At 64.8% G+C, this 20,998-nt stretch carries 18 protein-coding genes; 10 read left to right on the top strand and 8 right to left on the bottom strand.

Annotated features, from left to right (window positions below):
- Window positions 1–80 precede the first annotated feature (80 nt).
- Window positions 81–554, bottom strand: a complete 474-nt coding sequence (locus AC07UK_RS22525; RefSeq protein WP_114136464.1) for an Lrp/AsnC family transcriptional regulator — start codon at window positions 552–554, stop codon at window positions 81–83.
- 231 nt (window positions 555–785) lie between these two features.
- Between AC07UK_RS22525 and hppD the strand changes: the two genes are divergently transcribed.
- The 8 genes from hppD (at window position 786) to AC07UK_RS22565 (ending at window position 10,931) form a co-directional block, all read left to right on the top strand.
- Window positions 786–1,865 (top strand): 4-hydroxyphenylpyruvate dioxygenase, encoded by a 1,080-nt coding sequence (gene hppD, locus AC07UK_RS22530; RefSeq protein WP_013952717.1) that lies wholly within the window; start codon window positions 786–788, stop codon window positions 1,863–1,865.
- A 187-nt stretch (window positions 1,866–2,052) separates the two neighbouring features.
- On the top strand, window positions 2,053–3,447 hold the full coding sequence (locus AC07UK_RS22535) for an amino acid permease (protein ID WP_013952716.1): 1,395 nt from the start codon (window positions 2,053–2,055) through the stop codon (window positions 3,445–3,447).
- 108 nt (window positions 3,448–3,555) lie between these two features.
- Complete coding sequence (locus AC07UK_RS22540; RefSeq protein WP_436223624.1) at window positions 3,556–4,752, top strand: amino acid aminotransferase; 1,197 nt, start codon at window positions 3,556–3,558, stop codon at window positions 4,750–4,752.
- 239 nt (window positions 4,753–4,991) lie between these two features.
- On the top strand, window positions 4,992–5,564 hold the full coding sequence (locus AC07UK_RS22545; protein ID WP_436223625.1) for a 2Fe-2S iron-sulfur cluster-binding protein: 573 nt from the start codon (window positions 4,992–4,994) through the stop codon (window positions 5,562–5,564).
- 9 nt (window positions 5,565–5,573) lie between these two features.
- Entirely contained in the window at window positions 5,574–6,572 is a 999-nt protein-coding gene (locus AC07UK_RS22550; protein ID WP_436223626.1) for an FAD binding domain-containing protein, read from the top strand.
- Entirely contained in the window at window positions 6,569–8,782 is a 2,214-nt protein-coding gene (locus AC07UK_RS22555; RefSeq protein WP_494686299.1) for a xanthine dehydrogenase family protein molybdopterin-binding subunit, read from the top strand. The genes AC07UK_RS22550 and AC07UK_RS22555 overlap by 4 nt, the downstream gene beginning before the upstream one ends.
- A 78-nt stretch (window positions 8,783–8,860) precedes the next feature.
- On the top strand, window positions 8,861–9,754 hold the full coding sequence (locus tag AC07UK_RS22560) for a MipA/OmpV family protein (protein ID WP_436225312.1): 894 nt from the start codon (window positions 8,861–8,863) through the stop codon (window positions 9,752–9,754).
- Window positions 9,755–9,929: 175 nt separating this feature from the next.
- Window positions 9,930–10,931: a Bug family tripartite tricarboxylate transporter substrate binding protein gene (locus tag AC07UK_RS22565; protein WP_436223628.1), complete on the top strand. Its 1,002-nt coding sequence runs from the start codon at window positions 9,930–9,932 to the stop codon at window positions 10,929–10,931.
- Window positions 10,932–11,060: 129 nt separating this feature from the next.
- Here the strand turns inward: AC07UK_RS22565 and AC07UK_RS22570 are convergent, their stop codons facing one another.
- The 4 genes from AC07UK_RS22570 to AC07UK_RS22585 form a co-directional block, all read right to left on the bottom strand.
- Window positions 11,061–11,855 carry an SDR family oxidoreductase gene (locus tag AC07UK_RS22570; RefSeq protein WP_494686300.1) on the bottom strand — a complete coding sequence of 265 codons (795 nt, stop codon included), beginning with the start codon at window positions 11,853–11,855 and terminating at the stop codon, window positions 11,061–11,063.
- A gap of 229 nt (window positions 11,856–12,084) precedes the next feature.
- Window positions 12,085–13,227: a 3-deoxy-7-phosphoheptulonate synthase gene (locus AC07UK_RS22575; RefSeq protein ID WP_436223631.1), complete on the bottom strand. Its 1,143-nt coding sequence runs from the start codon at window positions 13,225–13,227 to the stop codon at window positions 12,085–12,087.
- A gap of 502 nt (window positions 13,228–13,729) precedes the next feature.
- Complete coding sequence (locus AC07UK_RS22580; RefSeq protein ID WP_436223632.1) at window positions 13,730–14,500, bottom strand: SDR family NAD(P)-dependent oxidoreductase; 771 nt, start codon at window positions 14,498–14,500, stop codon at window positions 13,730–13,732.
- A gap of 424 nt (window positions 14,501–14,924) precedes the next feature.
- Window positions 14,925–15,299, bottom strand: a complete 375-nt coding sequence (locus AC07UK_RS22585; RefSeq protein ID WP_436223633.1) for a heavy metal-responsive transcriptional regulator — start codon at window positions 15,297–15,299, stop codon at window positions 14,925–14,927.
- Between the two features lie 99 nt (window positions 15,300–15,398).
- Here AC07UK_RS22585 and AC07UK_RS22590 point away from each other — a divergent pair, with 99 nt between their 5' ends.
- Together AC07UK_RS22590 and AC07UK_RS22595 are read left to right on the top strand one after the other, a co-directional pair.
- Window positions 15,399–16,226 (top strand): SDR family NAD(P)-dependent oxidoreductase, encoded by an 828-nt coding sequence (locus AC07UK_RS22590; protein WP_494686301.1) that lies wholly within the window; start codon window positions 15,399–15,401, stop codon window positions 16,224–16,226.
- A 471-nt stretch (window positions 16,227–16,697) separates the two neighbouring features.
- Window positions 16,698–17,027, top strand: a complete 330-nt coding sequence (locus tag AC07UK_RS22595; protein ID WP_436223635.1) for a DUF1484 domain-containing protein — start codon at window positions 16,698–16,700, stop codon at window positions 17,025–17,027.
- A 244-nt stretch (window positions 17,028–17,271) separates the two neighbouring features.
- On the opposite strand, the gene AC07UK_RS22600 is transcribed toward AC07UK_RS22595, so the two are convergent.
- From AC07UK_RS22600 to AC07UK_RS22610, 3 genes are all read right to left on the bottom strand, one after another.
- A complete protein-coding gene (locus AC07UK_RS22600; protein WP_436223636.1) occupies window positions 17,272–19,452 on the bottom strand; it encodes a phosphocholine-specific phospholipase C in 2,181 nt (726 codons plus the stop codon).
- 48 nt (window positions 19,453–19,500) lie between these two features.
- Window positions 19,501–19,686, bottom strand: coding sequence for a hypothetical protein (locus AC07UK_RS22605; RefSeq protein WP_436223637.1), 186 nt, complete (start codon window positions 19,684–19,686; stop codon window positions 19,501–19,503).
- Window positions 19,687–19,914: 228 nt separating this feature from the next.
- Window positions 19,915–20,874 (bottom strand): MurR/RpiR family transcriptional regulator, encoded by a 960-nt coding sequence (locus tag AC07UK_RS22610; RefSeq protein ID WP_494686302.1) that lies wholly within the window; start codon window positions 20,872–20,874, stop codon window positions 19,915–19,917.
- Window positions 20,875–20,998: the final 124 nt, after the last annotated feature.

Here is a 20,998-nt window from a genome sequence, read left to right on the forward strand (position 1 = left end):
TTCGAAAAACGGGTTATCCGAATCCTCGTTTTACTCCAGGGGCTTACTTGGGCCAGCCCTTCCATAGTATCTAAGCCCGCTCAGGCCTCCAGCGGCACCGCGCTGGTGCACTTGATCTCATCCAGGCACACGCTGGACTTCACGCCGCTGACACCCGGGATACGCATCAGCGTATCGAGCAGGAAGTCAGACAGCGACTTCAGGTCCTTGGCGACCACCTTGAGCACGTAGTCGATATCCCCGGTCACCGAGAAGCATTCCTGGATCTGTGCCAGCTCCGCCACCAGGCGCTTGAAGTTGGACAGGTCGCGGATATGCCCGCGCTCCATCGTCACATGGATAAAGGCCACCACGCCAAAGCCCAGCGCCGCCGCGTCCAGCCGCGCCTCGTAGCGCTTGACCAGCCCGGCCTCTTCCAGGCGGCGGTGGCGCCGCATAGTCTGCGCCGGCGACAGGGCAATGGCCTCGGCCAGCTCCAGGTTGGAAGCCCGCCCCTGCTCCTGCAACACCCCCAGCAAGCGGCGATCGGTACGGTCCAGTTCGATCGTTTGCACTTTGATTTCCCCATATCAGCCAAGTACGAAACAAGATTTCATAATCTAGGGTTTCCCTGCGTGTTTTACGAAATCCAATTTTGTCGTCCGGAATATACACTGCATCCCAAGCAAGCGCACTCCTGGCCCATCTCGCAAAAGGTTTCCGCCGAGCCGACCCAGCTCCGGCGCGACCCCGCCGCCAAGTGCCGCCGCCACAATATTATTTCCCGCCCCTTTAGTGAGAAAGCCATGGCCGACCTGTTTGACAACCCGATGCAGCTGATGGGCTTCGAATTCGTGGAATTCGCCTCGCCCACCCCCAACGTGCTTGAGCCGCTGTTCGAGCAGATGGGCTTTACGCTGGTGGCAAAGCACCGCTCCAAGGACGTGGTGCTGTACCGCCAGGGCGAAGTGAACTTCATCGTCAACCGCGAGCCGCACAGCCACGCCGCCTACTTTGCCGCCGAGCACGGCCCGAGCGCCTGCGGCATGGCTTTTCGCGTCAAGGATTCGCACAAGGCCTACGCCCGCGCGCTGGAACTGGGTGCACAGCCGGTGGAGATCCCGACCGGCCCGATGGAACTGCGCCTGCCCGCGATCAAGGGCATCGGCGGCGCGCCGCTGTACCTGATCGACCGTTTCGAGGAAGGCAAGTCGATCTATGACATCGACTTCGAGTTCATCGAAGGCGTCGACCGCCATCCGGTCGGCCACGGCCTCAAGCTGATCGACCACCTGACCCACAACGTCTACCGTGGCCGCATGGCTTATTGGGCCAATTTCTACGAAAAGCTGTTCAATTTCCGCGAAATCCGCTACTTCGACATCCAGGGCGAATACACCGGCCTGACCTCAAAGGCCATGACCGCGCCGGATGGTAAAATCCGCATCCCGCTGAACGAGGAATCGTCCAAGGGCGCCGGCCAGATCGAGGAGTTCCTGATGGCCTTCAACGGCGAGGGCATCCAGCACATCGCCTTCCTGACCGACAATCTGATCGAGGTCATCGACCGCCTGCAACTGGCAGGCGTGCCGCTGATGACCGCGCCGAACGACTACTACTACGAGGCACTGGACAAGCGCCTGCCCGGCCACGGCCAGCCTGTGGAGCAACTGAAGTCGCGCGGCATCCTGCTGGACGGCACCACCGAAGGCGGCAAGCCTCGCCTGCTGCTGCAGATCTTCTCCAAGACCGCGCTCGGCCCGGTGTTCTTCGAGTTCATCCAGCGCCGCGGCGACGAAGGCTTCGGCGAAGGCAACTTCAAGGCCCTGTTCGAGTCGCTGGAACGCGACCAGATCGAACGCGGCACGCTCAAGGTCGAGGCCTGACCGGCATCGGCCTTCCCTGACCGGCGGCCCTTGACGGGCACAGCCGGGTCCGGAAACGCGCACACCACCTTCGCGGCAGTCACCCTGCCGCGCGGGTGGTGACGTCCCCCAGGCCCAAGCGTTCGACTCGATACAAGCCAGAAACGCGGGCCCGCATTCCATGAGAATGGGTAGAGGAAACAACTGAATGCATGCAAGCAGCAATGACGGCACGCTCAAGCGCGGCCTGAAGAACCGGCATATCCAGCTGATCGCGCTGGGTGGCGCCATCGGCACCGGCCTTTTCCTGGGCATCGCCCAGACCATCAAGATGGCGGGCCCCTCGGTCCTGCTGGGTTATGCGATCGCCGGCATCGTGGCGTTCTTCATCATGCGCCAGCTGGGCGAGATGGTGGTGGACGAGCCCGTCGCCGGCTCGTTCAGCTACTTCGCCGACAAATATTGCGGCCACTTCGCCGGCTTCCTGTCGGGCTGGAACTACTGGGTGCTGTACATCCTGGTGAGCATGGCCGAGCTTTCGGCCGTCGGCATCTACGTGCAGTACTGGTGGCCCGAGATCCCGACCTGGGTCTCGGCGCTGGCCTTCTTCGTGATCATCAACGCGATCAACCTGTCGAGCGTGAAGTCCTTCGGCGAGATGGAGTTCTGGTTCTCGATCATCAAGGTCGCGGCCATCATCGGCATGATCGGCTTCGGCGGCTACCTGCTGGTGTCCGGCAATGCCGGCCCGCAAGCGAGCGTGGCCAACCTGTGGCAACACGGCGGCTTCTTCCCCAACGGCATGGGCGGCCTGGTGATGGCCATGGCGGTGATCATGTTCTCGTTCGGCGGGCTGGAACTGGTGGGCATCACCGCGGCCGAGGCGGATTCGCCCGAGAAGACCATCCCCAAGGCCACCAACCAGGTGATCTACCGCATCCTGATCTTCTACGTGGGCGCGCTGGCAGTGCTGCTGTCGCTGTACCCGTGGGAGAACGTGGTCACCGGCGGCAGCCCGTTCGTGCTGATCTTCCACGCGCTGAACAGCAACTGGGTAGCCAATGTGCTGAACGTGGTGGTGCTGACCGCGGCGCTGTCGGTCTACAACAGCGGCGTGTACTGCAACAGCCGCATGCTGTACGGCCTGGCCCAGCAAGGCAACGCCCCCAAGGCGCTGCTCAAGGTCAACCAGCGCGGCATTCCGCTGACGGCACTGGCGTTCTCGGCCGTGGCCACCGCGGCCTGCGTTGTGATCAATTACTTCATGCCCGGCAAGGCGTTTGAGATGCTGATGGGCCTGGTGGTGTCGGCGCTGATCATCAACTGGGCGATGATCAGCCTGATCCACCTGAAGTTCCGCGCCGACAAGCGCCGCGCCGGCCAGGCCACGAAGTTCCAGAGCTGGGGCTATCCGCTGACCAACTACCTGTGCCTGGTGTTCCTGGCCGGCATCCTGGTGGTGATGTACCTGACGCCTGGCCTGCGCCTCTCGGTCTACCTGATCCCGGTGTGGCTGGTGGTGCTCGGCGTGAGCTACCTGGTGCGCCAGAAGAACGCGGCCGCCGCGCTGCAAAGCGGCGTGGCCGCCCAGCAACTGCGCTGAGCGGCAAGGCGGCGCCTGCAGGCTGCGGGCGCCGCCGGTTAGAATTCAGGCTGCGCGACGCCCCCTGCGCCGCGGCAGCTGCCCCCCGACCCAATTCCATCGCACCCCATGTTTGCACACATCGAGGCATTTCCCGGCGATCCGATCCTCTCGCTCAACGAGGACTTCCAGCGCGACCCGCGTACCGACAAGGTCAACCTGAGCATCGGCATCTACTTTGACGACGAGGGCCGCCTGCCGGTGATGCAGGCCGTGGCCAAGGCCGAAGCCGCGCTGCTGGCCGACATGGGTCCGCGCCCCTACCTGCCGATGTCGGGCCTGGTGGCCTACCGCAACGCGGTGCAGGCGCTGGTGTTCGGCGAGGACTCGCCGGCGCGCGCCGCCGGCCGCATCGCCACGCTGCAGACGCTGGGCGGCTCGGGCGCGCTGCGCGTGGGCGCCGATTTCCTCAAGCGCTACTACCCGCAGGCGCAGGTGTGGATCAGCGATCCCAGCTGGGAAAACCACCGCGTGGTGTTCGAGCGCGCCGGCTTCACCGTCAATACCTACCCGTACTATGACGACGCCACCGGCGGCCTGAAGTTCGACGCGATGATGGACGCGCTGCGTACCATCCCCGCGGGCAGCATCGTGCTGCTGCACGCCTGCTGCCACAACCCCACCGGCGTGGACCTGAACCAGGACCAGTGGCGCCAGCTGATCGCGCTGCTCAAGGCCAACCAGCTGCTGCCGTTTGTCGACATGGCCTACCAGGGCTTCGGCGCCGGCCTGGAAGACGACGCCTTCGCCATCCGCGAGCTGGTGGCGCAGGACGTGCCCTGCCTGGTGGCCAACTCGTTCTCGAAGAACTTCTCACTGTACGGCGAGCGCTGCGGCGGCCTGAGCGTGTTCTGCAACACCGCCGGCGAAGCCGCCAACGTGCTGGGCCAGCTGACCGGCGCGGTGCGCGCCAACTACAGCAACCCGCCCACGCACGGCGCGCGCGTGGTGGCCAAGGTGCTGACCACGCCCGAGCTGCGCCAGCTGTGGGAAGAAGAACTGGCCCAGATGTGCAACCGCATCGCGCGCATGCGCGAGGCGATCCACCACAACCTGCGTGACCATGTCAGCGGCGAGGCCCTGTCGCGCTATCTGACCCAGCGCGGCATGTTCACCTACACCGGCCTCACCGCCGACCAGGCCGAGCGCCTGCGCGAGCAGCACGGCGTGTACCTGCTGCGCTCGGGCCGCATGTGCGTGGCCGGGCTGAACGAGCGCAATGTCGGCATCGTGGCCAAGGCTATCGGGAGTGTGCTGCAGGGCTAAACCTGACGGCCGACGGCATCACCAGGCGGCGCCTTCGGGCGCCGTTTTTTATTTTGCGGCGCATGGGACGCGTCAGCGTAATTTCTACAAATGCCGTGGAGTTTTGACTTTCCAGCCACGGCTTCCCCTGGCTTTCCTCAGGCCCATCGCCACGGCCATCCCCGGCACTGAACTTGCAGCCTTCCTGCATCCCAGGCACCGTCCCCCACCGTGCCGGAGTCCCCACAGAAGGCCCGCAAATGTCCGAAGACAAGGCCCCCGCCCAGTGCAGCACCGCCCTGCCCCCCGGCGCCGCTGCCCGCCCTGTCACGCTGCATATCAACGGCAAGCCCTGCACGCTGCAGCTGGAGCCCCGCTGCACGCTGCTTGACGCGCTGCGCGAAGTGATCCACCTGACTGGCGCCAAGAAGGGCTGTGACCGCGGCCAGTGCGGCGCCTGCACGGTGCTGGTCGACGGGCGGCGCATCAACGCCTGCCTGACGCTGGCGGTGATGCAGGAAGGCCGCCAGATCACCACCATCGAGGGCCTGGCCAGCGGCGACACGCTGCATCCGATGCAGGCTGCCTTCATCGCGCACGACGCGCTGCAGTGCGGCTTCTGCACGCCCGGCCAGATCTGCTCTGCGGTGGGCATGCTGGCCGAGGCGCAGGCCGGTGAGGCGAGCGCGGTCCAGCCGCTGCGCCCGGCGGCCCTGCCGCTCAGCGACGATGAAATCCGCGAGCGCATGAGCGGCAACCTGTGCCGCTGCGGCGCCTACCCCAATATCGTTGCCGCGGTCCGTGAGGTCTGCAGCCAGCACGGCAGCCGCTGAGGACCGGGCATGAATCCTTTTTCCTATGAACGGCCCGAGTCCGTCGATGACGCCGTGCGCCTGGGCGGCCAGCCGGGCGCGCGCTATGTCGCCGGTGGCACCAACCTGCTCGACCTGGTCAAGGCCGGCGTGGAAGCGCCACGGCTGCTGGTAGATGTCAGCCGGCTGCCGCTGGCCCAGGTGGCAGCGCTGCCCGACGGCGGCCTGCGCATCGGCGCGATGGTCAGCAACACCGATGCGGCCAACCACCCGCTGGTGCGCGAACGCTATCCGCTGCTGGCGCAAGCGCTGCTGGCGGGTGCCAGCGGGCAACTGCGCAATATGGCCACGGTGGGCGGCAACCTGCTGCAGCGCACGCGCTGCCACTACTTCTACGATCCCGGCTTCCCCGCCTGCAACAAGCGCAAGCCCGGCTCCGGCTGCGGCGCGCGCGATGGCATCAACCGCATCCACGCCATCCTGGGCGCAAGCGAGCAATGCATCGCCGTGCATCCGTCCGATATGTGCGTGGCACTGGCCGCGCTGGAAGCCGTGGTCGTGGTACGCGCCACCACCGGCGAGCGCCGCATCCCCATCGGCGACTTCCACCGGCTGCCTGGCGACACGCCGCAGTGCGACACCATGCTGGCGCCGGGCGAGCTGATCGTCGCCATCGACCTGCCGCCTTCGCCCTATGCCGCCCATGCCCACTACCTGAAGGTGCGCGACCGCGCCAGCTTTGCCTTTGCGCTGGTCTCGGTGGCCGCGGCGCTGGAAATCGACAGCAACACCGTGCGCAGCGCCCGGCTGGCGCTGGGCGGCGTGGCGCACAAGCCCTGGCGCGTGCCGGCGGCGGAGCGGGCCCTGGCGGGCCGTCCGCTGAGCGCGCACAGCGCCGCCGAAGCCGCGCGGCTGCTGCTTGATGGCGCGCATCCCTATGCCCACAACGCTTTCAAGGTGGGACTGGCGCAACGTGCCGTGCTGCGCGCGCTGCAGGTCGCCAGCCGGCCGCAAGGAGCCTCAGCATGAGCGTGACCGGCGCCCCCCTCGACCGTGTCGACGGCATCCCAAAGGTCACCGGCCGCGCCCGCTATACCGCCGACCATCCGTTGCAAGGCCTGGCCCATGCGGTGATGGTGACCAGCACCATCCCCTGCGGCGAGATCACGTCGATGGACACCGCCGCCTGTGAGCGCATGCCGGGCGTGCGGCTGGTGATGACACCCTTCAATGCACCGCACCTGCCCAAGGGCGGCAAGGCCGCCGCGGACATTGCCACGGCCGGGCACGTCATGAACCTGCTGCAGGACACCGCCATCCACTACAACAACCAGCCCATCGCCGTGGTCGTGGCCGACACTCTGGAGCAAGCGCGCGACGCCGCCCGCTGCCTGCCGGTGCAATACCGGCGCGCCGACGCCGTGCTGGACTTTGCGCTGGCCCGCACACAGGCAGGCAAACCCGACGAGGACGAGGACGGATCGGCCGACAGCCATCGCGGCGACCCTAACGCCGGCCTGCGCAGCGCCGCCGCCGTGGTCGATGCGGTCTACACCACGCCGATGGAAAACCACAACCCGATGGAGCCGCACGCGACCATCGCCGTCTGGGACGGCGGCGAGTTGACGCTGTACGACGCGACGCAATACGTCACCGGCGTCCGCAAGGTCGCATCGGCCACGTTCGGCATTCCCATGGAGAAAGTTCGCGTGATCTGCCCATACGTAGGCGGCGGCTTCGGCTGCAAGGGCTCGGTATGGTCGCACGTGATGCTGGCCGCGATGGCGGCGCGGCAGGCGGGCTGCCCGGTGAAGCTGGTAGTGGACCGGACGCAGATGTTCGGCACCGTAGGCGCGCGGCCCCTGACTGAGCAGCACCTGGTCGCTGCCGCGGCACAGGACGGCGCGCTGAGCGCAATCCGCCACGATGTGACTTCCTGCACCTCGATGATCGAAAACTGGCTTGAATCCGCGGCGCTGATCACGCGCAGGCTCTATGCCTGCCCCAACCAGCAGACCAGCCAGCGGCTGGTCAAGCTGAACATCGGCACCCCTACTTTCATGCGGGCGCCGGGCGAAGCTACTGGCAGCTTTGCGCTGGAATGCGCGCTGGACGAGCTGGCGGAACAGCTCGGCATCGACCCGGTCGCGCTGCGCCTGCGCAACCACGCCGATACCGACCCTGAGAAGCAGCTGCCGTTCTCCAGTAAATCGCTGCGTGAATGCTATCGGGATGCCGCCGAGCGCTTCGACTGGGCGCGCCGCAACCCCGAACCGCGTTCGATGCACGCCGACGGCAAGCTGGTGGGCCTGGGCATGGCCACCGCGACCTATCCCACCTACCGTTCGGGCGCAAGCGCCATGGTGCGCCTGCTGCCGGACGGCACCGCGCTGGTACGCTCCGGCTCGCAAGACCTCGGCACGGGCACCTATACGGTCATGACGCAAGTCGCAGCCGACGCACTGGGGCTGCCGCCCGAGCGCGTGCGCTTTGAACTGGGCGACACGGCCTTCCCCGAGGCCCCGGTGTCGGGGGGCTCGCAGTCGGTCGCCAGCGTCGCGCCTGCCGTGCAGCAAGCGGCCGCGGCCGCGCGCCAGCAACTGATCCGGCAAGCCGTGGCGGACCCGGCCTCGCCGCTGTCGGGCGTGCCGGCGAAAGACGTGGAGATTGCCGACGGCTGGCTGCAACGCCGCTCCGATCCGACGCAGCGCGAACCCGTGTCCGCGCCGATCACCCGCGCAGGTGGCCACGCGATCGAAGCGCGGGCCAGCGCCAAGCCCGGCAAGGAGCGGAAGCAATACGCAATGCACGCCTTTGGCGCGGTCTTTGCAGAGGTCCATGTCGATCCAGACCTGGGCGAGATCCGCGTCCACCGCATCGTCGCCAGCTACGGCGTGGGCCGGCTGCTGAACCGCAAGACCGCGCACAGCCAGCTCAAGGGCGGCATTATCTGGGGCATCGGCATGGCGCTGCATGAGAAGACCGAGCTGGATCCCGTCACCGGGCGCGTTGCCAATGCCAACCTGGCCGAGTACCACGTGCCGGTCAATGCCGACGTCGGCACCATCGACGTGACGGTGGTGGACGAGGACGATCCGCATATCAACCCACTGGGCACCAAGGGCATCGGCGAGATCGGCATCGTCGGCGTGGCCGCGGCCATCGCCAATGCCGTGTACCATGCCACCGGCCGGCGCGTACGGGACCTGCCGATTACGCTGGACAAGCTGCTGGACTGAGACCCGCCCAGGCCCCGGGTGGTTGCGCCGGCCGCCATCCAATGGAAAGATGTGGCCCACGGGCCCCGCGCCCGCAACCTGACTGCCCGCCTGGCGGGCGTGGAGGCTGCCGTGACCGAGCTCTACCCCAAGCGTCCGTCCTCGTGCATTGCCCTGCTGCTGGCCGCCGGCGCCGTCCTGGCCCCGGGCCTGGCCAGCGCCCAGACCCCGGCACCGCTGGCCGAATGGCAGTTCTCCGCCGGCATCCCGCTCCAGAAGCTGTTTGAAGACACCATCCCCGACTGGCAAGTCCGGCTCGGCGCCGCGGCCATGGTGCGGCCGCGCTACGACGGCTCGTCGGAATACATCGTCATCGGCGGACCCAGCATTGATATCCGCTACCGCGACCTGGCCTTTGCCTCGATCGGCGAAGGGCTGGGCGTGAACCTGCTGCGGGGCAAGAACTGGCGCGCCGGGATCGCGCTGACCTACAACCTTGGACGGCGCGCAAAAGAGGATTCGCCGCACTTGGACGGCATGGGCAATATCAACCCGGCGCCGGAAGGCAAGCTGTTCGCGGAATACGCGGTCTCGAAGGAATTCCCGCTGGTGCTGCGCATCGACGCGCGCCGCAGCCTGGGCGGCAGCGACGGCTGGGTCGGCGATATCGGCGCCTATATGCCGCTGCCGGGCAGCTCCGAGAAATTCTTCTGGTTTGCCGGCCCCACCGTGACGCTGGCCGACTCGCGCTACATGAACGCCTGGTACGGCGTCAGCGACTCGCAGGCCCGCGCCGGGCGGCCCGCCTACCATGCGCGCGGCGGCATCAAGTCCTACGGCTTCGGCGTCAGCGCGGTGTGGTATTTCAACAAGCACTGGTTTGCCACCAGCGACATCGCGATCTCGCAGCTGGCCGGCGATGCGGCGGACAGCCCGATCACGCGCAAGTCGACCAACGGGGTCTTCGACCTCTCGATCAACTACGAATTCTGAGCCGGATCGTCGGCCGCGCCGTGCGGCTATCGCACAGTGGATGGCTGGCGTCCGCGATTTGGGCGGTATTGCCCCGGAACCTCAATACTGCGTCCCGCATAATTGGCCGACCGGAATATCCGGCCGCAGCATCCCCGCCAGGGGATAGTCGAAGAAGCCAAGGAAGGAGATGTAGTTGAAGTCCAGCATCAAGCATCGCGTATCGCGCAGCGCGCGTTTCGCCGCCATGGCCGTTGCCGGCCTGGCCGCCGCCCACACCGCCCCCAATGCCCTCGCCGCCGAAACGTGGCCGGCCAAGCCGATCAAGGTGATCGTGCCTTACACACCGGGCGGCTCCACCGACACCGTCTCGCGCGTCGTGTTCGAAAGAGTCTCGCAGCGGCTGGGCCAGCCGATCATCATCGAGAACAAACCCGGCGCCAACAGCACCCTGGGCGTCGGCGTGGCCGCGCGCTCGGCGCCGGACGGCTACACCTTCGTCTCGGTGCTGGCCGCCTACAGCGCGAATATGTCGTTGTATTCCAAGCTCAGCTACAAGCCCACGGACCTGGTGCCAGTGGCGGAAATGGCCGAACTGCCGCTGTTCCTGTTCTCCAGCAAGAAGCTGCCGGTCAAGACCGTCGCCGAACTGGTCGACTACGGCAAGAAGCACCCCGACACGCTGACCTTCGGCTCCAGCGGCGTCGGCAGCTCCGCGCACCTGACGGGCGAGCGCCTGGCGATGGAATCGAAGCTCAAGCTGACCCACGTGCCGTACAACGGCAGCGCGCCGATCCTGCCCGCGCTGGTGTCCGGCGAAGTCTCCGTGGCCTTCGACCCGCTGCTGGTGCCGATGCCGCATGTGAAGTCGGGCAAGATCAATGTGCTGGCCGTGGCCTCCGCCAAGCGCTGGCCCGGCGAGCCCAACATCCCGACCATGGAGGAAGCAGGTTTCCCCGGCTTCGTGATGAGTTCGTGGACCGGGCTGATGGCGCCTGCCGGCACGCCGCAACCGATCGTGGCCCGCATGGCCAGGGAAATCGCCGCGGCCACGCACAGCCCGGAGGTCACGAAGAAGCTGACCGACCTGGGATTTGTGCCGGTGGGCGGTACGCCTGAGGAGTTCCGCAAGCTGATCGAGCGCGATACTACGCGCTATGCGGAGATTGTTAAGGCGGGGAAGATTACCCTGGATTGAGGTTGCAGACCGCGAGGTATGAACGTGGCGAGCTACCAGGCTCGCCACGTTTTTTTTGGATGGTGAATTCCGAGGTAAACGAAGGTCTCTTGTCGACTGAAAAGGAACGCTGCTTCGCTGGTGTAATACTCAATAGGCTCTCGTGAACCCGCCATCGTGCAGCAGGTTCACGCCAGTCATGTGATCGGAGAAGGGGGATAACAAGACTTCGACCGCCAGGGCGACCTCCTCAGGCCTTCCATACTTTCGCAAGGGGATGTTCAATGTTTCCTCGGCTAACCGTTCAGAGAAGGTCACGCCAGCCTTGGTGGCGCGCAAGTCGATCGATGCCACATAGTCTGGGGTCAGGGTGCCACCGAGGGAGAGGGTATTGACGTGAATTCCTCGTTCGCCCATCGCGAAAGCGAGCGTCTTGGCCTGAGCCAGCCAGGCACAACGCAGGACATTGCTGGTGGCGTAGTTTCCAAGGGCTTGCACTGAGGTGATGGCAGAAATGATGACAATTTTTGCCCGGCGTCCTTGGGAAGGATCTGGCCGCATTGTGGAGATCGCGCTCTTAAGGAGTTCGAGGGGGCCGATAAAGTTGCTCTGGAACAATTGTCGCCACATGTCCGCCGGAGGCTGGCAATCGCCGGTGGGCCGCATTTGCGGGGGCATCAATACGACGCCGTCGAGAACGGTTCCGTCCGTCGCGAGCTCATGGGAAAAAGATGCAATAGAGGCATCACTGGACATGTCGACGGAGATCCGGCGATGTGACGGGAGGCCCGGCCTCTCCAGCGCCGCGCAAGCGGCTTGCAGCTTGCTAATGTCGCGCGCGGCAAGAATCAGCGAATAGCCTGAGTTCGCCAGCCGTAAGCAGACGGCGCTCCCGATGCCTCCGGTAGCACCCGTCACCAGGACTACCTTGCTTGTCTCGGACATGTCGCTCTCCTTCGGTAGCCTGGTGACAGGCTTGCCATGCCCACGCAGCACGCCAGACAGGCCGATTGGCAGACATTCTGCAGGACATTCCGAGCTGGACGGGCAGGCCCGTCCCCGACTGTGTCCGTTAGTTATAGTGGACGCGGCGTGTCGCCGGCGGAAGTACCTCCAACGGAGCTGTCAGCAGCCCTTCCGGATACTGGAGGCATGCAGTGCCCTTACGTCTTTCCTACGGCTGCGAATCCCGCCCACGGCGCAGGTTGACTGCCTCGCTAAGCATGTCCAGCACCGCCACCGAGTCGTCCCACCCGATGCACGCGTCGGTGATGCTCTGTCCATATGACAACGCGGACGGACTGTGCACGCCTGGGGTGAACTTCTGTGCGCCAGGGAACAGATGGCTCTCGACCATTACCCCGAAGATGGATTCACTGCCGCTGCTTATCTGTTGCGCCACGTCCCGCGCGACATCGACCTGCCGCAGGTGTTGCTTGCTGCTGTTGGCGTGGCTGCAATCCACCATCAGCGAGTTGCCGAGCCCGGCCGCTTCCAGTTCCCTGCAGGCGGCCGCCACGGAATCTGCATCGTAGTTCGGGGCCTTGCCGCCACGGAGAATGACGTGGCAGTCCGGGTTGCCCTTGGTATGCACCGTCGCCACCTGCCCGTTCTTGTGCACGCCCAGGAAGTGATGCGGACGCGATGCGGCCTGGATAGCGTCGATGGCAATCCTGATGTTCCCGTCAGTGCCATTCTTGAAGCCAATCGGTGCTGAAACGCCCGAAGCCAGCTCGCGGTGCACCTGGCTCTCGGTGGTGCGGGCACCAATCGCGCCCCAGCAGATCAGGTCGCCTATGTACTGGGGCGAGATCACGTCCAGGAACTCGCCGGCCGCCGGCAACCCGAGGCGACTGATATCAACCAGCAGGCTGCGCGCGATGCGCAGGCCCTCGTCGATGCGATAGCTTTCGTCCAGATACGGGTCGTTGATCAGTCCTTTCCAGCCCACCGTGGTACGCGGCTTCTCGAAGTACACACGCATCACGATCTCCAGGGTCCCGGCGTAGCGCTGGCGCTGCTCCATCAGCCGCCGTGCGTACTCGAGTGCCGCCTGCGGGTCGTGGATCGAGCAAGGCCCCATGATCACAAGCAGCCGGTCATCCTTGCCATGCAGAATGCGCGAGATACGCTGGCGCGTCTGGGTGACCAGGGATTCGACCGGCGTGCCCCGGATGGGGAAGAAACGGATCAGGTGTTCAGGCGGAGGCAGCGGAATGATGTCTTCGACGCGGGCGTCGTCAGTCACGCTGGTGCGGTCCGGCGGCGCCTGCCAACCCTCGGCAATGGTCAACGGAGATTTCTGTGGATCATTCATGGCTAGCTCCTGGAGAACTGGGACAGGAAGACCGCCGGCGGGTGCCAGTCAGGCGCAGCAGCGGAATCCCGAATATGTCGTTGCGATGCGGCAGGTAGCGACGGCGACGGATCCTGAGGGACGGCCAAGGCGCGCTGGTGCGCGTCAGCAAACGCCGCATCCAGCCAGGACTTGGCTATTCTCACCCCCTCAGCCCTTATCGTCATGCATCCTCCCGTGGCCACTGTCGTGATTATCAGCCCGGCGCTGCGCAAAGCCAACCATGGCGATTGGCAAACCAGCCAATCAGCGGTCCCGGCTTTTGCGGGGAAACTACGATGTCAGGCCGCCCGCCGAATGCCCATCGCCAGAGCAAGACGGCAGCCGTGCGCGCCACGAAACTTGGCTGGAAAGCCGTCTGTGTCGCGTGCTGCGATTCGGGGAAGATCAAGCCGTTGACGCCCGGGTCGGAGTGGATTATCGAATCGATCTCACGGCATGCCAACCGAAGATCCGCACTTCCTTAAAATCGCGCTCGCCCACCGGACATGTCAAAGACAGCGCCTGCGTTAAAGCGGCTGGCGTCCGAACATAGCCACGCTACCAGGTGCGCAGCCTCGGCCGGATCACCCAGGCGCCCGGCCGGGCTATCACCAACCATGGCCGCCACCTCGTGGCTGCCGAGCGCGTGAATCATGTCGGTATCCATGGGCCCGGGCGCCACGCAATTAACGTAGATGTTGCGCTTCACCAGTTCGCGGCCGATTGCTTTGGTCAGAACGACCACGCCGCCGCTGGCCGCGGAGTATGCAGCCAGCCCCGCCAGCCCCTCCTTGCCGGCCAGCGAGCCCATATTGATGATACGGCCACCTCCCCAGCGCAACATGTGCGGCAACATCGCCTGCACGACGTACATGGTCCCCAGGAGATTCACGGCGATGATGCGATGCCATTGTGAGGCCTCGTGATTCTCGAACGGCTGCATCGGGCCAAGGTAGCCGGCAGCGTTGACCAGGATGTCGAAGCGATATCCCGCATCGACCAGTCGCGCCAGCGCCAGCCCCACCAGCCCGGCATCGGAGACATCGACGACCTCAGTGCTGGCACCTTCCATCTGGAACGGCACGATATCCCAAGCATGCACACGCGCACCACTGTCGATCAGTTGCGCAACGATCGCCCGACCGAGCCCCTTTGCACCGCCGGTCACCAGCGCTGCCTTCCCCGAAAGATCATAGAAATTTGACACGGCATCCCCAGCGCGCCATGGCTGCGTAGAAGCGGTAGCGCGCACGGCAGACGCCGCCCCCGCTTTATGACGCAGGCAACTGCCCTGAGCCTTGCCTCGTCGCGTCATCGGCGACAGGACTTGCCATGCAGCCCACCCGCCGATCCCTACGGTACTAGCCCTCGTCGGGCATGCTCTGTTCGCTTCCAGACAAATACGTGCGTGGTCGAAGGCGGCCACACAGACATGGTGTTCGCCGGCTGTCAGATGTCAGCGGAGTCCCTCTCGCGTTCGTCAATCTGCGCCACCGCTCCCACATCAGTGCCTTTCGAGTCTCGGTGTAGTAGATCCTGCGCCTTTGCTTCATTTGCAACACCTCCACTGCTCACGCAGCGTCTAGCGTGTTGCATTGACAGGTTGAATCCACAACCCAAAGCGGCCATTGACGTTTCCCGTTCGAGGCAGCATGACACTGCACGGCCGCGACTCATCACGCTATGTCTTCTTCGACACAATCGCCGCCAACTTTGGCCAACGCATTCAGCAACCCTGTTCGCAGCGTGGTCAACGCAAGACTCTTTGCGTCGAGTTCGGCGAGTTTTGCTTGCAGGCACGCGACCTTTTGGTCAACGCCGAACGTCGGACTTTCCCATACATGGACAACGTCGCCAATTTCCGCCAGCGTGAAGCCCAACTCCTTCGCGTGGACGATCAGCCGTATCCGCTGTAACGAAAGCTCGGAATAGCGCTTGTAAGTGTTCGTCGCGTTAGGTTGTGTTGGTTTGTCCAGCAGACCCATACGTTCGTAGTAACGGACGGTGTCGCGCGATACACCCGCCCTCTTGCATAGCTCGCCAATGCGCATGCTGCCTCCAATCAATGTCGTGGAACGACATTTACGCTTGACCGTTGCCTATAGTCAACGGTTTAGAGTGCAACTCCCGTTCCACTCCAGCAGCAAGCCATGAGCAAATCTTTCAATTTTGGCGGAAAAACAGCACTCGTCACCGGTGCATCGTCGGGTATCGGGCGCGCGTTTTCCTATGCGTTGGCCGAACGCGGTGCGAGACTCCTGCTGGTCGCACGCTCTCACGACAAGCTGCGCGATCTGGCCGCAGAACTGCGACGCGACTATGCGTGCGACGCCGATTTTCTGACGGTCGACCTGAGCGCGGCCGACGCCGTCAACACGATCGATCGTCATCTGAGGGAGACCGGCACGTTCGTCGATGTGCTAATCAACAATGCGGGCTTCGCAGCTTACGGGCGCTTTGAAACGATTCCGTTGACGCGCCAGCGCGATGAAGTTCTGGTGAACTGCATCGCCGCGATCGAGCTGACTCATCTTCTGCTGCCGGGGATGCAAGCGCGATCCGATGGCGCAGTCATCAACGTCGCGTCAACCGCGGCATTCCAGCCCGATCCGTATATGGCCGTCTACGGCGCGACGAAGGCCTTTCTCCTGTCATTTTCGGAAGCTGTTTGGGCTGAGAACCGGCATCGGGGCATCCGGGTCGTCGCGCTATGTCCTGGCGCGACGCAAACGGCCTTTTTCGACGTTGTTGGCGCGAAGGAGGCTGCTGTCGGCGTGCCGATGCCGGTCGCGAACGTGGTGCAGGATGCCTTGAGGGCGCTCGATCGCAATCTGAGCTATTGGGTTGTGGGGGGGCGAAATCGACTGCTGGCGAACTTGCAGAGACTACTGAGCCGCCAGATGTCGGCTCGGCTCGTTGAAAAAATCCTTCGGCCAAGAGAAGTTCGGGATCTCGCGGCAACAGATCTCAAGGCGTAGGGCTGCGCCGTTTCCAGATGGTAGTCTCGACGTCGCGATCCGCAGATCGTCTTCGGCGGATAGCGAACGGCTGCAACCGGCCGACAAGCGACCTCCACCGGAACACTGGTTCGGCAACGTTCCGGACAAACTTGCGGTCGCCCTCTGACCTGCATACCTGGCCAGTATGTCAAAATTCGTTTCCGATCGGCCGGCTTCGTTGACCGGTCATGTGCGAGCGTTTGAGAATAGTTTGTCGCCCAGACAACGGCGACCAGGTTTAGCAGCCTGCTCGGACACTCGGTGAAGAAGGCTTGCACAAAGCCCTCTTCTAAACGCCTTCGCACGCCCTTGCTCAATGGGCGAGCCTTGGCTGGGGAGCCTTTGGGCTCGCCGGGTTTCTCCGAGTGCCCGGTCTGCTAACCCTGCCCTGTGCTCGCCCACCCGGTTAGCAGCGGACAGCGAGCCTCCATCACTCACTTGGAGGTAATCATGCAAAGCAACACCCCGGCTCCCCAAGAGCCCACCCTCGCCCAAAAGCAAGCCCAACTGGCCGAGAACCTGGCCAAAATCGGCCGCGCCCAGGCCCGTCGCCACGCCAAAGCCGCTCCGCCCCCGCCCAGCAAGGCCGTCACCCTGGAGGACCACATCCTCGAAGCCACTGACGACATCCTGCGCGTCAGCGCCGGCCTTCAGTCCTTCCTGACCCTGCTGGACCTGCAGAGCGACACCATGCCCCAGGGCATCGGCCTCCACGCCCTGCTCTTGCCGCTCAAGCAACAACTGGACGAGAGCGCCAACCGCCTGCAGGCGCTGGTCTGACGAGGGAGCGCTGCTGACCCGCGCAACGGATGAGCAGGGCTGAAAAGCAAACGGCGTGAGCCAGCCGGTCTCGCGCCGTTTGCATCTTCCCGATGGTCGAGGGCAGCCTCAAAGAGGCTGGGCGGCCTACCAGTGGTGCAAGCTGCAGATCCGCATCGAGATCCGGAGCTTCGAGGCGATATGCCGTCACCGCGCAAAACCGCGGTCCGGCACGCATTCCGGCCGGACCGCGGCGACCGTACGTTCAGCCCAGCCCGGTTGCCATCGCCGGGTCCGTCACGCCATGCTGGCCGGTCTCCAGGCGACCTGCGAAGCGCCGTTCGAATCCGCTTTCGGCTTCCGTGACCGTGAAGTCGTACCAGTTGCCGCTCTCCTGCAGCGGCCAGTGGTGCTCCACCTCGGCGCCGGCCGTGATATGAAGTTGCCACGGACCGTCGTTACGATAAGCGTTGGGCGTCACCACCAGCGTCAGCGGCTTGCCGCCACCGTTGACCGCGCCCTTGCCGTCGTTGCGCGCCGACAGGTAGACACTGCCCTTGTCCAGGTCGTAGCAGACGCGGACCTCAGGGGCATCGGCCATGGCGTCCGCAGGCAGCTGACCCTTGAACATGCGCACGAAGCCGTTAGGCCCGTAGACCGCCAGGTCATAGCGCCCGTTGTCCGTGGTGCGCGCATCCCATTCATCGTCCAGCATCTTGCCGGGCTCGACCGTGTAGCGGCGCGGAATCTGCTCCAGATGGAGCCGGTCGTAGACATGGAAGACCGCGCCCTGCTCCCCCGTATTGCTGAAGATCAGCTTCAGCTTGCCAATGGTGGGCTCGGCCAGCGCACTCGCATGGAGGACATAGGGCAGCGCGCGCGAATACTTGGTGCCAGTCTCCTGGAACAGCGACGCCGGCACGGCCGGTGCCGCCGCCTTGGGTTTCGCCAGCTGCTCGGCGATCACCTGCTGGTAGTTGCTGGTATCCGGCAGCGTCGGAAACACCTGGTCGTTCGGTGTCCGGAAATCGAAGACGGAGGTCAGGTCGCCGGCCACCGCGCGGTGCCACGGGCTGATCGCGGGCACCGTGATGCCGAAGCGCTGTTCCAGGAAGCGCCCCATCGAGGTGTGGTCGAACACCTGCGAGTTGATCCAGCCGCCGCGCGTCCACGGCGAGATCACATACATAGGCACGCGCGGGCCGAACCCGTACGGGCGCAGGCGGATGGTCTCGCCGCTGGTGGTGGTGCCGTCGAGCGCCGTATTGCCGGCGGTGTCGAAGTATTCGCCGGTGACGTCGACAGTCGACTTGCCGTGCAGGACACCATTGGCGTCGTAGGACGGCACCGCGGCCGGCGGCATATGGTCGAAGAAGCCGTCGTTCTCATCGAAGGTGATGAAGAACACGGTCTTGCTCCAGACCTCCGGGTTGGCGGTCAGCGCCGTCAGCACTGTGTTGATGAAGGCCGCGCCTTCGGTCGCGCTCGACGGGCCGCCCGGATGTTCGGACTGCGCCGGCGTCGGCAGGATCCAGCTCACGGCCGGCAGCGTGTCGTCCCGCACATGCGCGGCCAGCTGCTCAATGGTCCAGCTGCTCATGCCGTTGTCGTAGAGCGGATTGCCCGGCTGCGATTCACGGAAGCTCTTGAAGGCGAGCCCGCCATGCAGCAGGCCGCCCCAGTTGGCGTTGGGGTTCTGGTAGATGCGCCAGCTGACGCCCTTTGCCTGCAGCAGTTCCGGCAGCGTGGCCCACTGGAAGGCGGAACCCTTGTATGTGTAGCCCGGCGTGGGCAGCTTGCCGCCCACGCTGCAGCGCAGGTTGTTGACCTCTGCATCGTCAAGCGTGCAGTTGCGCCCCGCCTCGCGCAGCGCGGGGTTGTAGTTGGAGCCCGACATGAAGGTGATGCGGTTCGGGTCGGTGCCGCCGGCGTGGCTGCAGTGGTAGGCGTCGCAAAGCGTGAAGGCCTCGGCCAGCGCGTACTGGAACGGAATGTCTTCACGACGGTAGTAGCCCATCGAATGGTCGTTCTTGTACTTGGCCCAGAAGCCGAAACGGCCCTGGTTCCACGCATTCTGCGCATCCATGAAGCTGTGCGGCGTGCCGGAGACGCGCAGCGCGTTGACGGTCGCGCTGTCGAGGTGGAACGGCGTGATCTCGCGCGTGCCGTTCGACTCATACCACACCGGCTTGCCTGACGGCACCGGCACCGGGAAGCGGTCGCCGAAGCCGCGCACGCCGCGCATGGCGCCGAAGTAATGGTCCAGGGCGCGGTTTTCCTGCATCAGGATCACCACATGCTGCACGTCCTGGATCGTGCCGGTATTGACCGCAGCGGGAACGGCGAGTGCGCGCGCGATACTGGGCGGCAGCATCGACAGAACCGAAGCAGCGGCCGCGCTTTTGACGGCGCCGGTGAGGAAGGTGCGTCGATCGATTTTGGTCATGATCGGGGAATGGTAGGAGCGGACAATGGGAGGAGGATCGCGGGCGTGTCAGGGTGCGCAGTGCATGCCCTTCTTCGACGCTGCCGCGTCGTCGGCTGCTGCCGCCTGCATGGTTGTCTTGACGGCCTGGGGAGCGATGCTGCTGCTATCTTCACCGCCACCGCATGCGGTGAGGGCAAGGGACAAGAGCGCCGCGAGCAGCGCGGCGCGGCCATACCACAACGGGTTGTTCATGAGGAATCCTTATGTTCGAGGGCCAGGGGGACGGGACTGACGCGACTCGAAGACTAGGTTCCCCATGTGACATACAAATGAATATTGCTCAATTAATCTATTTGCACATTTGAATTATCCTCATTCCTTGGACGTGGAACAGCACCCGCTCCCGCCACTGACGGGAGCAAGGCTGGACGACAACTGCGGCAGGAGAAAGTCAGGATGCCGGCGCGGGCCGGCTGGGGCTCAATATCGCTTGAGCGATAGGACGTCGAACGTACGCCGCAGCGCTTCGACGGAGGTGTCGTAGTCGGTAAGCGCGAGGCAGGCGATCAGCACATCGATGATCGCCAGTTGCGCCAGGCGGCTGGTCATCGCCTCGGTCCGGAAGCGGGTCTCGCGCGCCATCGTGAACAGCACGACATCGGCGAAGGCCTGGATCGGCGACTTACCGAAATTGGTGATGCAGATGGTGCTGGCACCGCTCTCCCGGGCTAGCCGCGTGGCCGTCACGGTTTCATGCGTGCTGCCCGAATGCGAGATGGTCAGCGTGGCAACCCTGGGGCCCGCGAGCGATGCGCTGATGGCCTGGATATGCGAATCCACGACCGCCTTTACGTTGAGCCCGATCCGCAGCATGCGGTACTGCGCATCCTCGGCGATCGGCGCCGCGCTGCCAATGCCATAGATCTCGATGCGTTCGGCCGCCCTGAGCAATGCAACCGCGCGCTCGATCGCGGCCACGTCGAGCACGGCGCTGGTGTCATGCAGCGTCTGGACGTTGCTCTGGAAGATCTTGCGCATGACCGCCGGGCAGGTGTCGCCGGGCTCGAGGTCTTCGTGGATGATCTGGACCCCCTGCACCAGTTCCTGCGCCAGCAGGATCTTCAGTTGCTGGAAGCCCGTCGCGCCCAGGCTCTTGCAGAAACCGACCACGCTGCCCTCGCTCGCATTGGTGCGCTCGGCCACTTCGCTGACCGACATATGGATCACGGTCTGCGGATACCGGGTCACGAAATCGGCAATGCGCTGCCCGGCCGGCCCCAGCGAGTCCCGCATGCTGTAAATGCGCGCGAGCATCGCCGACGTGGTGGGCGACGGCGGCGCTGGCTCGGCGGTCTGCGCGGCCTCCGTTCTGGCCGATGACGCCTGCGACGACGATTTCCGGGCCGGCGCTGCGCCCGCGCCGCGGCGGCCCTTTACCATGGGCCCCGCCCGCCCACGGACTGACGGTACGGCGCGAAGCCAGGGTGGCAAGACGGAATCGGCATCAATCGACCTGCAAAAGTGTATGGTGAATTCTGTGTTCCGGATGAAACCGGCAAGGCAC

Source organism: Cupriavidus sp. GW821-FHT07C08 (assembly GCF_059419025.1).

What these genes read in the sequence shown, in the direction of transcription:
- hppD (WP_013952717.1), top strand. Translation starts at nt 786, where the DNA reads ATGGCCGACCTGTTTGACAACCCGATGCAGCTGATGGGCTTCGAATTC.
- AC07UK_RS22535 (WP_013952716.1), top strand. Translation starts at nt 2,053, where the DNA reads ATGCATGCAAGCAGCAATGACGGCACGCTCAAGCGCGGCCTGAAGAAC.
- AC07UK_RS22540 (WP_436223624.1), top strand. Translation starts at nt 3,556, where the DNA reads ATGTTTGCACACATCGAGGCATTTCCCGGCGATCCGATCCTCTCGCTC.
- AC07UK_RS22545 (WP_436223625.1), top strand. Translation starts at nt 4,992, where the DNA reads ATGTCCGAAGACAAGGCCCCCGCCCAGTGCAGCACCGCCCTGCCCCCC.
- AC07UK_RS22550 (WP_436223626.1), top strand. Translation starts at nt 5,574, where the DNA reads ATGAATCCTTTTTCCTATGAACGGCCCGAGTCCGTCGATGACGCCGTG.
- AC07UK_RS22555 (WP_494686299.1), top strand. Translation starts at nt 6,569, where the DNA reads ATGAGCGTGACCGGCGCCCCCCTCGACCGTGTCGACGGCATCCCAAAG.
- AC07UK_RS22570 (WP_494686300.1), bottom strand. Translation starts at nt 11,855, where the DNA reads ATGTCCGAGACAAGCAAGGTAGTCCTGGTGACGGGTGCTACCGGAGGC.
- AC07UK_RS22575 (WP_436223631.1), bottom strand. Translation starts at nt 13,227, where the DNA reads ATGAATGATCCACAGAAATCTCCGTTGACCATTGCCGAGGGTTGGCAG.
- AC07UK_RS22585 (WP_436223633.1), bottom strand. Translation starts at nt 15,299, where the DNA reads ATGCGCATTGGCGAGCTATGCAAGAGGGCGGGTGTATCGCGCGACACC.
- AC07UK_RS22590 (WP_494686301.1), top strand. Translation starts at nt 15,399, where the DNA reads ATGAGCAAATCTTTCAATTTTGGCGGAAAAACAGCACTCGTCACCGGT.
- AC07UK_RS22595 (WP_436223635.1), top strand. Translation starts at nt 16,698, where the DNA reads ATGCAAAGCAACACCCCGGCTCCCCAAGAGCCCACCCTCGCCCAAAAG.
- AC07UK_RS22600 (WP_436223636.1), bottom strand. Translation starts at nt 19,452, where the DNA reads ATGACCAAAATCGATCGACGCACCTTCCTCACCGGCGCCGTCAAAAGC.
- AC07UK_RS22605 (WP_436223637.1), bottom strand. Translation starts at nt 19,686, where the DNA reads ATGAACAACCCGTTGTGGTATGGCCGCGCCGCGCTGCTCGCGGCGCTC.
- AC07UK_RS22610 (WP_494686302.1), bottom strand. Translation starts at nt 20,874, where the DNA reads ATGGTAAAGGGCCGCCGCGGCGCGGGCGCAGCGCCGGCCCGGAAATCG.